The organism is uncultured Rhodospira sp. (assembly GCF_937138205.1).
Classification (GTDB): Bacteria; Pseudomonadota; Alphaproteobacteria; order Rhodospirillales; family Rhodospirillaceae; genus Rhodospira.
Map to the genome: position 1 here is coordinate 1 of NZ_CAKZOT010000003.1, position 13,683 is coordinate 13,683.

9 protein-coding genes are annotated in these 13,683 nt (G+C 69.5%); 8 read left to right on the forward strand and 1 reads right to left on the reverse strand.

The window, feature by feature from the left end; translation table 11 throughout:
* Positions 1-140: 140 nt before the first annotated feature.
* The 8 genes from Q0309_RS00445 to amt all read left to right on the forward strand — a co-directional run bounded on the left by Q0309_RS00445 (position 141) and on the right by amt (position 12,457).
* Positions 141-659, forward strand: coding sequence for a hypothetical protein (locus Q0309_RS00445; RefSeq protein ID WP_299436075.1), 519 nt, complete (start codon positions 141-143; stop codon positions 657-659).
* Positions 660-882: 223 nt separating this feature from the next.
* Positions 883-2,958, forward strand: a complete 2,076-nt coding sequence (locus tag Q0309_RS00450; RefSeq protein ID WP_299436078.1) for a sulfotransferase — start codon at positions 883-885, stop codon at positions 2,956-2,958.
* A 440-nt stretch (positions 2,959-3,398) separates the two neighbouring features.
* Positions 3,399-6,071 (forward strand): alanine--tRNA ligase, encoded by a 2,673-nt coding sequence (gene alaS, locus Q0309_RS00455; RefSeq protein ID WP_299436081.1) that lies wholly within the window; start codon positions 3,399-3,401, stop codon positions 6,069-6,071.
* A gap of 180 nt (positions 6,072-6,251) precedes the next feature.
* The gene (locus Q0309_RS00460; protein WP_299436084.1) at positions 6,252-6,623 is read left to right on the forward strand and encodes a response regulator; all 372 of its coding nucleotides are present in this window, start codon (positions 6,252-6,254) and stop codon (positions 6,621-6,623) included.
* Between the two features lie 236 nt (positions 6,624-6,859).
* On the forward strand, positions 6,860-7,975 hold the full coding sequence (locus Q0309_RS00465; RefSeq protein WP_299436087.1) for a chemotaxis response regulator protein-glutamate methylesterase: 1,116 nt from the start codon (positions 6,860-6,862) through the stop codon (positions 7,973-7,975).
* Positions 7,976-7,979: 4 nt separating this feature from the next.
* Positions 7,980-8,825, forward strand: a complete 846-nt coding sequence (locus Q0309_RS00470) for a protein-glutamate O-methyltransferase CheR (protein ID WP_299436090.1) — start codon at positions 7,980-7,982, stop codon at positions 8,823-8,825.
* A gap of 241 nt (positions 8,826-9,066) precedes the next feature.
* Positions 9,067-9,621: a hypothetical protein gene (locus Q0309_RS00475; protein WP_299436093.1), complete on the forward strand. Its 555-nt coding sequence runs from the start codon at positions 9,067-9,069 to the stop codon at positions 9,619-9,621.
* Between the two features lie 280 nt (positions 9,622-9,901).
* On the forward strand, positions 9,902-12,457 hold the full coding sequence (amt, locus tag Q0309_RS00480) for an ammonium transporter (RefSeq protein WP_299436096.1): 2,556 nt from the start codon (positions 9,902-9,904) through the stop codon (positions 12,455-12,457).
* Between the two features lie 24 nt (positions 12,458-12,481).
* Here amt and Q0309_RS00485 read toward each other — a convergent pair whose 3' ends face one another.
* Positions 12,482-13,522, reverse strand: a complete 1,041-nt coding sequence (locus tag Q0309_RS00485) for an aspartate-semialdehyde dehydrogenase (RefSeq protein ID WP_299436099.1) — start codon at positions 13,520-13,522, stop codon at positions 12,482-12,484.
* Positions 13,523-13,683: the final 161 nt, after the last annotated feature.

Consider the following 13,683-nt stretch of genomic DNA (forward strand, 5'->3'; position numbering starts at 1 on the left):
CACCGGGGCGCCCTACCCCCTGGTCGGCGGGCGGCTGTACCGACCGTGAGGGGGGCTTTTCCCGCCGGACCTGAACAGCTGGTTACCAAGACTCGCGCCAACGCATCCCGGCTCATCACGCGGACGAGGACAGTCGGGCCATGAAATGGATCGCCGCAGGCCTGCCGCTGCTTGCCGCCGTCGTCGTGGCGCTGGGCATCGCGGTCATGGTCGTCGTCCTGGGCACGGACCGCCGACCGTCGGACGAAGCCCTGTTGAGCATCCTGGCCGAGCACCGGGAGGCCTTGACCCAGGTGGCGGAGGCGGTGCTGAACCGACGGGACGGCGCGCGAATCGACCTTGAGACTCGCGCGGTGGACCCAAACGACGCCTTGGCGGCCACGTTGCGCTCCACGGGGATCGGCCTGGCCGTGTCCGACCCGTCGCTCGGCGGCGTCGTGTTCCCGGTCTACGCGGCCGGGATCAGCATCTCGGGCGCCGAAAAAGGCCTGCTATACCGGGATCCCAACGGCGCGGTGACGCCGCGCGCCCGTTGGGTCCCCGACCTGGAGGACGCGTTCGCCGAGGCACGACGGACCCAGCCCCAGAACGAGGCCCTGAAGATCGTGCTGCTGCGCGCGGTCGATGACCGGTGGGCGCTGGTCCTGCAAACCTTCTGACCGGGGCCAGATCCCTTACCGGCCCAGTCCGTCCAGCCGGCGCCGTCGCTCGCGGGAACGCCACGGACCAGGAGCACGCCTCCCAGACCCACCGGAATGCCGACCCAGGTGCGAATGCCGCGTGGCGTGGCGCCGGAGGACGGCTGTCGCCCCCTGGCATTCCGCGCCGTGCCCGCTATCCTGGGGCGCCCCCTTGTTCCGAGTCGAGCCCGGCGGAGCCCGCATGACCCGAAAGCCCAAACAGCCCGGAAAGACCGGAAAGTCCGGAAAGGCCGGCACGCCACGCCCAGCCTCACCCTCGCCGGGACGGCCGGCGGGTCCCTCCGCCGGCGGCACGCTGGCGCACATGGTGCCGGGTGCCGCCCCGCCCGCGTCCTCGTCCGCCCCATCCGCCGCTTCCCCAGCCGACACCGCCCGGGCGCGCCGGCTGGCGAGCGAGGGGCAGCGAGCACTGGCCCAGGGCGACCTGCGCGCGGCCGAGGGCCGCTTCCGCCAGGCCCTGACCACCGATCCCCGGTGCGCCGCCGCGCTGGGCGGGTTGGGCGTCATCGCCGCGCGCACGGGCCACATGGAGCCAGCGGCGCGGCTGTTCGCCCAGGGCGCCGCCCTTGAGCCGCACGTCCCCGACCACGGCCTTAACGCCGGCAGCGCCCTGTGGCACCTGGGCCGCCACCGCGATGCGCTGGTGGTGTTGGCGGACACGGCCCACCGCGCGCCGCGCGATCCCCGCACCCGCATCGCCCACGGCAAGGCGCTGATGGAGACCGGCGACACCGCCGGCGCCATCAAGGAGGCCCGCGCCGCCCTCGCCCTGGCCGCCGACGATGGCCAGGCGCTGGCGCTGCACGGCCGCGCCCTGCTGCGCCACGGACGCCCGGCCGAGGCGCTGCCGGTGCTGGAGGCGGCCCGCGACAAGGCCCCCAAGGACCCGGCGGTTTGGAACGATCTCGCTTTGACGCTGTCGGGGCTCGGCCGCGCGGCCGAGGCCCTGGCCGCGCAGCGAACGGCCGTGGATCTGTCCGGTGACGGCCCCGGGCATGTGGACCGGGTCGTCACCCTGGCCGGGATGCTGATCGGTGACCAGCGCGCGGACGAGGCCGAAGCCCTTCTTGCGCCCTTGCGCGATCGCGCACCCGACCATGCCGGGGTATCCCTGACCCTGGGCGACGCCCTGCAGCGCCAGGGTCGCTTCGACGAGGCGCGGGCGGCCTATCGGACGGCGCTGGAGCGCGAGCCCGGCAACGTCATCGCCCTGCGCGGCCTGGTCAAGTCGGGCAAGGTGGCGGCCGGCGACCCGGCGCTTGATGCCCTGCGGCGGGCGGCGGCCACGGTCACGGACCGGGGCACGCGCACCGAAGCGCTGTTCGCGCTCGGCAAGGCGCTGGACGACGCCGGCGGCGACCCAGCCGAGGTGTTCACCGCCCTGTCCGAGGCCAACAGCCTGCAACGCCGGGGACGGCCGGACGACATCCCACGCCGCGACGCCCTGGTGGAGCGGTCGCGGGAGGTGTTCACGCCGGAGCTGTTCGAGTCCCTCGCGCCGCTGGGTCACGACAGCGAGCGGCCGGTGTTCATCGTCGGCCTGCCGCGCTCGGGCACGTCGCTGGTCGAACAGATGATCGCCAGCCACCCGGCCGTGGTGGGCGCCGGCGAACTGGGCCTGTGGCCGGCGATCCAGGCCGAGGTGCCGGCATATCCCGACGGCGTGGCGACCATGAGCCAAGACGCGGCGTCGGGCGCCGCCGGGCAAGTCTTGGCCGCGCTGGACGACGCGGCCGGCCGCGCCGGCAAGCCGGACGCCGCCCGGGTCAGCGACAAGCTGCCCGACAACGCCATGCGCCTGGGCCTGATCGCGCTGCTGTTCCCGAAGGCGCGGGTCATCGTCTGCCGCCGCGACCCGATGGATACCGCCCTGTCGCTGTTCCAGCAGAACTTCGCCGACGGCGTGCCCTACGCCAACGGCCTGGAGACCATCGGCCAGGCCATCCTTCAGCACGCGCGCATCATGGCCCATTGGCGCGTCGTGTTGCCGGCGTGGATGCTGGAGGTCGACTACGAGACCCTGGTGACCGACCTGGAGGGCGAGGGCCGGCGGCTGATCGATTTCCTCGGCCTGCCGTGGGACGACGCCGTGCTGCGCTTCCACGAGACCGAACGGGCGGTCTACACGGCCAGCAAGTGGCAGGTGCGCCAGCCGGTGTTCACCGGCTCGGTGGGCCGGTGGCGGCGCTACGCCGAACACCTGGCACCGGTGCGCGCGATGCTGGAGGAGGCGGGGCTGCTCGACCGCCCGGTGTGAGCCCCGCACCCATACCAAAGTTGGGCGCCAGATCACGCTTCAAGGCCTGGGCGGGGCACCACGAAGGCCGTGCCGAACGCCCAGACCAACGCCATGCCGCCGCGCGCAAGGCCCCCGCCGCCGTCCGTCCACGCGAACGGGCTTCTCCCATCCGGTCCATGATCCCTTCCCCTCCCCGAGTCGGTGGCTGGACTGCCTACGGTTTGAGCGCCGCATTGTGGCCGCCCATTTTTCTAGCTTAATTTCCCTTGTTTCCGTGTGGCAATGGGTTTTCTCGGCATGGCGGCAGGCGCGGGGCGGGCTGACGTTATACCGGTCCCCAACAGTTCCGCTTGACCGCCGGCGATCCTCGCCTCACCTGGACTCCGGGGCGCACCGCGCGGTAAAAGCGCACGGCGCCCCGGGGCTTATCCCGCACGGTGAACGGAACCACGCCAGACATGCAGACCACGACCCAGATCCGCGAGACCTTCATTGACTTCTTCCGGCGCGAGGGCCACGAGCACGTCGCCTCCAGCCCGCTGGTGCCCTTGAACGACCCGACGTTGATGTTCACCAACGCTGGCATGGTGCAGTTCAAGAACGTCTTCACCGGCAACGAGCAGCGGCCTTATAGCCGCGCCGTTACCTCGCAGAAGTGCGTGCGCGCCGGCGGCAAGCACAATGACCTGGACAACGTGGGGCACACCGCGCGCCACCACACCTTTTTCGAGATGCTGGGCAACTTCTCGTTCGGCGACTACTTCAAGGAAGAGGCCATCGATTTCGCCTGGCGTCTGGTCACCAAGGAATACGGCCTGCCGCCCGAGCGCCTGTTGGTCACCGTGCACTCGACCGATGAGGACGCCGCCGCCCTGTGGCGCAAGGTGGCCGGTCTGCCCGACGAGAAGATCCTGCGCATTCCGACGTCGGACAATTTCTGGTCCATGGGCGAGACCGGGCCGTGCGGGCCGTGCTCGGAGATCTTCTACGACCACGGCGAGCACATTCCCGGCGGTCCGCCCGGCAGCCCGGACGAAGACGGCGACCGCTTCATCGAGATCTGGAACCTCGTGTTCATGCAGTTCGAGCAGGTCACCAAGGACGAGCGCATCGACCTGCCCCGGCCCTCCATCGACACCGGCATGGGTCTGGAGCGCATTGCCGCCGTGCTCCAGGGCCAACACGACAACTACGACATCGACCTGTTCCGCGCTCTGATCGAGGCCATCGCGGCGGCCGGCGGCACCGATCCGGACGGCCCGCACAAGGTCAGCCACCGCGTCATCGCCGACCACCTGCGCTCCTGCGGGTTCCTGATCGCCGACGGCGTGCTGCCGTCGAACGAGGGGCGTGGCTACGTGCTGCGCCGGATCATGCGCCGCGCCATGCGCCACGCGCACATGATGGGCGTAAGCGACCCCATCCTGTATAAGCTGGTGCCGGTGCTGGTGCGCGAGATGGGCCAGACCTTCACCGAACTGGAACGCGCCCAGGCGCTGATCACCGAGACCCTGCGGCTGGAGGAAAGCCGCTTCCGGCAGATGCTGGACCGGGGCCTGCGCCTGTTGGCGGACGAGACGGCCGGGCTGGCCGAGGGCGGTACGCTGCCGGGCGAGGTGGCCTTCAAGCTCTACGATACCTATGGCTTCCCGCTGGACCTGACCCAGGACGCCCTGCGCGGCCAGGGCATGAGCGTGGACACCGCCGGCTTCGACGCCGCCATGGAGCGCCAGCGCGCCGAGGCCCGCAAGGCCTGGGCCGGGTCCGGCGACGCGGCCACCGAGAAGCTGTGGTTCGAGCTGTACGATGCGCACGGCGGCAGTGACTTCCTTGGCTACGCCACGGAAAGCGCCGAGGGCCGGATCCAGGCCATCGTCGTCGACGGGCAACCGGTCGACGCCGCCACGCCCGGGACTGAGGTCGCTGTCATTGCCAACCAGTCGCCCTTTTATGGCGAATCGGGCGGCCAGATGGGCGATACGGGTGTAATCTCGGTGCCCGAGAAGGGCCGCGTGCGCGTGCGCGACACGCACAAAAAGCTGGGCGAACTGATCGTCCACTGGGGCGTGGTGGAGGACGGCCCGATTTCGGTCGGCGACGAGGTCCGCTTCGACGTGGACGGCAAGCGCCGCTCCGCCCTGCGCGCGCACCACTCGGCCACCCACCTGCTGCACGAGGCGCTGCGCCGCGTGCTGGGCGAGCACGTGACGCAGAAGGGCTCGCTGGTGGCGCCCGACCGGCTGCGCTTCGACATCAGCCACCCGAAGCCGCTGCGCGACGAGGAGATGGCCCAGGTCGAGGCTATCGTGAATACGCAGATCCGCGCCAATGAAGCGGTGACCACCCGGCTGATGGAGCCGGACGCCGCCATCGAGGCCGGCGCCATGGCCCTGTTCGGCGAGAAGTACGGCGACGAGGTGCGGGTGGTCTCCATGGGCACACCGGAGGCCGGGTCCCGTCCGGTCTATTCGGTCGAGTTGTGCGGCGGCACGCATGTCGGCCGCACCGGCGACATCGGCCTGCTGAAGATCGTCGGCGAGGGCGCGGTCTCCGCCGGCATTCGCCGCATCGAGGCGGTGGTGGGCGACGCGGCGCTGGACTGGTTCAACGGCCGCAACGCCCTGCTGACCCAGGCGGCGGAGGCGCTCCGCACCGCGCCCGCCGACGTGCCGGGCCGCATCGCCGCGCTGGTCGAGGAGCGCAAGCGCCTGGAGAAGGAACTAGCCGAGACCCGCAAGAAGCTCGCCCTGGGCGGCGGCGGTGGCGGCGGTGGCCAGGCCGGCGCGGCCCCGGCCGACAAGGCCGTCAATGGCGTGACCTTCGCCGGGCGCCTGCTGGCCGACGTGCCGGCCAAGGATCTCAAGGGCATGGCCGACGAGATCAAGAAACAGATCGGCTCCGGCGTGGTGGCGCTGGTCAACACCGCCGACGGCAAGGTCTCGTTGGTCGTGGGGGTGACCGACGATCTGAAGGGCACCCATGACGCCGTGGCCCTGGTACGCGCCGGCGCGGCGGCGGTGGGCGGCAAGGGCGGCGGCGGCCGCCCCGACATGGCCCAGGCCGGCGGCCCCGACGCCGACAAGGCCGCCGAGGCGCTGGCGGCGATCGAGGCGGCGCTGGCCTCCGGCTGACCGCAGGCGGCACGCGCGGGCCACCGGCGTCCTTGACGGGTCCGCCGATTTGGCCTTTAACGATCATGGCGGTCGGCGAGGGGCGCACAAGCGTCGCGGGTGTGGGCCGCTTTCGGTCGCCAGAATGGGCGGTGCCTTCAGTCGGCTGCCCTTGGACCGCTCGGGATACGAAGGTTCGTCATGAAGTCTTGCCTGATCGTGGACGATTCAAAGGTCATCCGCATGGTGGCCAAGAAGATCCTTCAGGAAATGCGTTTCGAGACCGAGGAGGCCGAGGACGGTAAGGGCGCCCTCGAACTCTGTCAGGCTCACCTGCCCACCGCCGTTCTCCTGGACTGGAACATGCCCGTCATGAGCGGCATCGAGTTCCTGAGGGCATTGCGTGCGATGCCCGGAGGGGACAAGCCCGTGGTTGTGTTTTGCACCACCGAGAACGACATCGAACACATCCAGGAGGCCATCGAAGCCGGCGCCAACGAATACATCATGAAGCCGTTCGACAGCGAGATCCTGCAGGCGAAGTTCGCGCAGGTCGGCCTGATCGACGAGTGACGCGCGGTCCCGCCGACGTCCTGCCCACGGGGTGGCCCTTTGGGCCATTCGCTGGGGCGGCGGCCGAGGCCGGGACTGGAGCGCGCCGCTGATGGCACTGTGACATCTCCGGACGCGCCACCACGTGCGCGTCACCTCCCACCGACGGCAATCAAAGGGCTCGCTTTTTGTCTTCACCACCGTTCAGGAGCACCACGCGCACGCCCGGCGATGCGGATGATGGCCCAATCCGGGTCATGGTCGTTGATGATTCCGCCGTCGTGCGGGGCCTGGAAACGCGCATCCTGGAAAGCGATCCGCAGATCACGGTGGTCGCCTCGGTGGGCAACGGCCAGCTCGCCGTCCAGGCGCTCGACCGGCACGACGTCGAGGTGGCCATCCTGGATATCGAAATGCCGGTGCTGGACGGCCTGTCGGCCCTGCCCAAGCTGTTGGAGAAAGACCCGGGCCTGAAGGTCATCATGGCCTCGACCCTGACCGTGCGAAACGCCGAGATCAGCCTGCAGGCCCTGGAGGCCGGCGCCGCCGAATACCTGCCCAAACCCACCGCCTCGCGGGAGATCACCGCCGAGGGCGGGTTCAAGCACGACCTGGTGACCAAGGTGAAGGCACTGGGCCAGGCCCGCCGGCGCGAGAAGCGCCGCGGCGGCGGCGCGTCCACCTTCACCGCCGCCCGCGCCCGGCCGGCCGCGCCCGCCAAGCCGGCCGCCACGCTGCGGCCGCAGGCCGCGCCCCCGATCGTTCTGCGCAAGGCCCCGGCCATCGCCGAGGCCATCGACGTGATCGCCATCGGCAGTTCCACCGGCGGCCCCCAGGCCCTGTTTTCCGTTTTGGGGGCGCTGAAGGCGGCCGGCGGCGTGCGCCAGCCGATCCTCATCACCCAGCACATGCCGGCCACCTTCACCACCATCCTGGCGGGCCACATCAGCCGCGCCGCGGGCCTTGAGGCGCACGAAGGCAAGGACGGCGAGGCGATCAAGGGCGGCCAGGTCTATGTGGCGCCGGGCGACTATCACATGGTGGTCGAGGGGCGTGGCGCGCAAAAGGTGATTCGCCTCAATCAAAACCCGCCCGAGAACTTCTGTCGACCATCGGTTGATCCCATGTTTCGTAGCATCGCCAGTGTGTATGGCCGTCGCACGCTCGGCGTGATACTGACAGGCATGGGATCGGACGGGACCAAGGGGGGCGCCATGATCGTCGAGGCCGGAGGGACCATCATCGCCCAGGACGAAGCCACCAGCGTCGTCTGGGGAATGCCCGGGGCGGTCGCCCAGGCGGGGCTGTGTACCGCCGTGCTGCCGATCGGCGACATCGGCCCGTTCATCTCAAAAATCGCGAGCAAGCGCTAGTCTCATGAAACCGGACGACTTCGACTACGTCTCCAGGCTCCTGCGGGAGCGATCAGGGCTGGTCCTGACCCGGGACAAGGCCTACCTGCTCGAAAGCCGGTTGATGCCGCTTGCGCGCAAACGGGGCCTCAAGGGCCTGGACGACCTGATGATGGCGCTGAAGAAGCGGGACGCGGCGCTTGAAACCCTGGTGGTCGAGGCGATGACCACCAATGAATCGTTCTTTTTTCGCGACAACAAGCCGTTCGACCAGTTCAAGTCCATCGTCCTGCCGAACCTGATAAAGGCCCGTGCGGCCCGCAAGTCCTTCCGCATCTGGTCGGCTGCCTGCTCCTCGGGCCAGGAACCCTATTCGCTGGCCATGCTGCTGCGGGAAGAGTCGGCCCGGTTGAACGGCTGGAAGATCGATATCGTCGGCACCGACATCTCGCGGGAGATTCTGGACAAGGCCCGCTCCGGCACCTACAGCCAGTTCGAGGTGCAGCGGGGGATGCCCATGGCCCTTCTCGTCAAATACTTCAAGAAGAAGGACGAGAACTGGGTCATCGACCCCGCCATCAAATCCATGGTTCAGTACAAAGAATTGAACCTGCTGGGCGATCTGCGCGGGCTTGGCCAGTTCGATGTGGTCTTCTGCCGCAACGTCTTGATATACTTCGACCAGCCGACGAAATCCAAGGTTCTGAACGCCATTTCCCAGATCATGGCCGACGACGCCGTGCTGTATCTGGGCGGCGCCGAGACCGTGCTGGGCGTGTCGGACAAGTTCAAGCCGGTGCCCGGCCAGCGTGGCATTTACGCCCTGGCCAGGGGCGATGGCGCCTCCTCGCTGGGCGCGCCGCCGGGCTGACGCCCCGGGGTCTCGGGGGCCGCTTGCGTGGCCCTTCGCGCTGTCTTTTCCACCGCCAGCAGGGCGGCCGCCCATGACCGATCGCCCGTTCCCACCTATCGCAGCCTCCCAGCGCCCCGCCGGCGCGGGACCGGTCGGGGTTATTCTTCTCGATACACGGGTTCCCCGGCTCCCAGGCGATATCGGCCATCCGGATACCTTCGAGGGTCGCGCCCTGTACCGGTGCATCCGGAACGCGCGCGTGGGTCACGGCGCGGACGCCGTCGGCGCGTCGGTTGTCGAAGCGGTCGGCGAGGCCGCGCGGATGTTGGAGGCCGACGGTGCCCGCGTGATCGCCACCGGGTTCAGCCTCCCGCCCGACGCCCATTCCCGGCTGCGGGCGGCGGTGTCGGTTCCGGTGTTCACCAGCGCCCTGATGGTTCTGCCGCTGGTGCGCGCCACCCATGGCCCGACCGCTCACATCGGTATCCTGACCTTCGACTCCCGGACGCTGACGCCGGACCACATCGGGCTCCCGCCGGGGGACGCGACGGTCGCCATCGAGGGCATGGAGCTGTCGCGCGCGCTGTATCCGGCTCTGCGCGAGGACCGCCCGACCCTGGACGCCACCGCCGCCGAGGCCGACGCCGCCCTGGCCGCCCAGCGCCTGCGCGGCCGCGCGGGCGGACGACTCGATGCCGTTATTCTTGACTGCGCCGCCCTGGGACCGTTCGCCGCCCGCATCCGGCACGAATGCGACGCCCCCGTGTTCGATCTGGCCACCCTGGTCCGCTGGGTCGACACGAGCCTGCTCTGAGTGCCTGTCTATCGTGAGTCTTTCACCGGCCGACGACTGAAAGTCAGTTCATTCGTCGGCCGGCGGGCGCTCGCGACTCCAGGTGAGGCGAGGATCGCCGGCGGTCAAGCGCGACTGTTGGAGACCGGTATAACGTCAGCCCGCCCCGCGCCTGCCGCCATGCCGAGAAAACCCATTGCCACACGGAAACAAGGGAAATTAAGCTAGAAAAATGGGCGGCCACAATGCGGCGCTCAAACCGTAGGCAGTCCAGCCACCGACTCGGGGAGGGGAAGGGATCATGGACCGGATGGGAGAAGCCCGTTCGCGTGCACGGACGGCGGCGGGGGCCTTGCGCGCGGCGGCCTGGGTTGCCGTCGCGGTCGCTGTCCTCATCACTAGTGGGGCAACGGCGCACGCGGAGACCCTGGCCGACCTGCGCGCCGAGATGGAGGCGGCGCTCGCCGCCCAACAGGCCAGCATGGACCACATGTGGACCATGACGGCGGCCGCCCTGGTGTTCCTGATGCAGGCCGGGTTCCTGTTGCTGGAAGCCGGCATGGTGCGGTCCAAGAACTCCATCAACGTCGCCCAGAAGAACATCGCCGACTTCGTGATCGCCACCGTGGGTTTTTACGTCATCGGCTTCGGCGTCATGTTCGGCCCGTCGGTCTTCGGCGGCGGCTGGCTGGGCTGGGGCGGGCTGACGTTCGGCCAACTCGACGACTGGACCTACACGTTCTTCGTCTTTCAGGTGGTGTTCTGCGGCACGGCGGCGACCATCGTCTCCGGCGCGGTGGCCGAACGCATGAGCTTTTCGGCCTATCTGGCGGTGACGTGCTTCATCTCGATCCTGATCTATCCCGTGTTCGGGCACTGGGCCTGGGGCAACCTGCTGGACGGCGACAATCCGGCGATCCTGGCCGACATGGGGTTCATCGACTTCGCGGGCTCGACCGTGGTGCACTCGGTGGGCGGCTGGGTGGCCCTGGCCGGGGTGATCGTCATTGGCCCGCGCATCGGCCGGTTCGACCCGGAGACGGGCAAGCCGCTGCCGATCCACGGACACAGCGCGGTCCTGTCGACAGCGGGCGCGATCCTGCTGTGGGTGGGGTGGATCGGCTTCAATGGCGGCTCGACCACGACCGGAGACCCGGCGTTCGCCCACATCATTTCCAACACCATGTTGGCCGGCGCCTTCGGCTCCATCGCCTCGATGCTGATCGGCCGCCAGGTTGACGGCGTGTTCCGGCCCGACCGTGCCATCAACGGCGTGCTGGGCGGATTGGTCGGCATCACGGCGGGGTGCGACGCGGTGACGACCTACGGCGCGGTGTTCATCGGCCTGTCGAGCGGCGTGGTGGCGGTGCTGGCCGCGCACGCGTTGGAGCACCGGTTCCGCCTCGACGACTGCATCGGCGCGGTGCCGGTGCACGGCGTGTGCGGCGCCTGGGGCACCATCATGGCCGGCGCGCTGGCCACGCCGGACGCCCTGGCCGCCGCTGACCGCCTGACCCAGGTCGGCGTGCAGATGCTGGGCGCGGGCATGGCGTTCGTCTGGGCGTTCGGCACGGCCTACGTGTTCTTCAGGGTCCTCAACGCGACCCTTGGCATCCGCGTTTCGGCCGAGGAGGAACTGCAGGGCCTGAACGTGGCCGAGCACGGAACCACCCTCGGCACCGGCATGTTGCAAAAGGCGATGCTGGAACTGGCCACGGGCAGCGGCGACTTGTCGCAGCGCCTGGACGAGTCGACGGGGGATGAGGCGGGCGAACTGGCCGGTTCCTTCAATCTCCTGATGCAGAGGCTGCAGGGCATGGTCCTCAACGTGGCCGGCAATGCCCATGTCCTGCTGCAGTCCTCCATGAGCCTGCGCGGCATTTCCGACACCATGAGCCGCGACGCCGGCATCATGACCGACCGCGCCGGGCACGTCGCGGCCATGACCGACGACGTGTCCGGGCGCGTCGCGCACATGTCCGAGGGCGTCGGCAGTCTGAACGAAAACGTCCTCGACATCGCCAATGCGTCGCGCTCGATGTCCGGCCACGTGGTCGACGCGTCCAGCAATGTGGAGGAGATCGCGCGGGCCATCACGGCGATCGCCGACACCGCCCGGGCGGCGGCGCGGACCGCCGCCACGGCCTCGACGCGGGCCGGGGAAGCCGGCGGCGCGGTCGAAACCCTGAGCGGTGCCGTGGGCGAGATCACCAAGGTGGTCGACGCCATCCGTGCCATTGCCGCCCAGACCCGGATGCTGGCCCTGAACGCGTCCATCGAGGCCCAGCGCGCCGGCCCCGCCGGCAAGGGGTTCCAGGTGGTCGCCTCCGAGGTCAAGGGACTGGCCGACCAGGCCGCGTCCGCCGCCGACGACATCGCCCACCGGATCGACGCGGTGCGTGACGGCACGGCGTCCGCCGTGGCGGTCATCGACGACGTCGCGACGGTCATCGCCGAGGTCCACGCGGCCGTGGACCGGATCGACGAGTCCGTCGCCGTCCAGTCCCGCGGCACCGAGGCCATCAGCGGCGGCATGGCCCGGGCCGCCGAACAGGCGCGGACCATCTCGGACGCCATCGAGCACGTCTCCACCACGGCGCGCGGCGTTTCGGCGGACGCCCGCCACGCGGCGCAGGAGACGCGCTCGGTGTTTCATATCGTCACGCAGGTGAATGACGCCGCCCGCGAGAGCACCGCCACCGCCCATGACGTGCAGGAGGCCGCGCGCGAGGTGTTCCGCATTGCCCGCGACCTGGAGACCATGGTCGGCAAGCTGGGCGGCGCCCGCGCCGCCCTGGACCGCATGGATACCAAGGCGACGGCCCTCGCCGACCAGGAGACCACCGAGTCAGAGTGAGGGGGCGCCCGCGCCCGCCCTCGATCACGCGTCCAGATAGTCCCGGCACAGCACCTCGGCGATCTGCACGGTGTTCAGCGCCGCGCCCTTGCGCAGGTTGTCGGACACACACCAGAACGACAGGCCGTTGTCGACCGTGGCGTCGTCGCGGATGCGCGAGACGTAGACAGGGTCCTCACCGGCGCATTCGGCCGGGGTGACGTAGCCCTCGTCCTGGCGATGGTCGACCACGGTGACACCCTCGGCCGCGCGCAGGACGGTGCGGGCGGACTCGGCGTCGATCGGCTTTTCCGTCTCGATGTTGATGTATTCGGCGTGGCCGATGAACGACGGGATACGCGCGCAGTTGGCGTGCACCTTGATCTTAGGATCGAGGATCTTCCGCGTCTCGACGTTCATCTTCCACTCTTCCTTGGTGGCGCCGTCGTCCATGAAGACGTCGATGTGCGGGATGGCGTTGAACGCGATCTGCTTGGTGAACTTGGCCTGATGGTCACGCCACGGCTGGTTCATGAAGATGCCGCGCGTCTGGTTGAACAGCTCATCCATGGCCGACTTGCCGCCGCCGGACGTGGACTGATACGTCGAGACCACAACGCGGCGAATGCCGAACGCCGCGTGCAACGGCTTCAGCGCCACCACCATCTGGATGGTGGAGCAGTTCGGGTTGGCGATGATGCCCTTCGTGCGGAAACCGGCGATGGCCTCCGGATTGACCTCCGGCACCACCAGCGGCACGTCGGGGTCCATCCGGAACTGCGAGGTGTTGTCGATCACCACGCAGCCGGCCTTGCCAGCGCGCGGCGCGTGCACGGCCGAGACCTTGGCGCCGGGCGACGACAGGGCGATGTCGGTGCCGGTGAAGTCGAAGGTCTCCAGCGACTGCACCTTCAGCACCTGATCCTCGCCGAACGAGATCTCCTGCCCGGCCGAGCGGTCGGACGCCAGGGCGATGACCTCGCGGGCGGGGAAGTCGCGCTCGGCCAGGATGGACAGAATCTCGCGGCCGACGTTGCCCGTCGCGCCGATCACGGCGACGCGGTAACCGTCTTGTCGATATGCCATGGTCCTCTCGTGTCCTTTTGGCTGGGGGTCGTACCGGCAGTCGTGATGTGGCGCCGGTCCCGGATGGCCTGTGCGGAGCCACATACCGCACCCGGCCGGCCAAGGAAAGGGACCAGCGGGATCGGCGGGGCAGCGGCGCCCCCGCGTCAAATGGCCCGCGC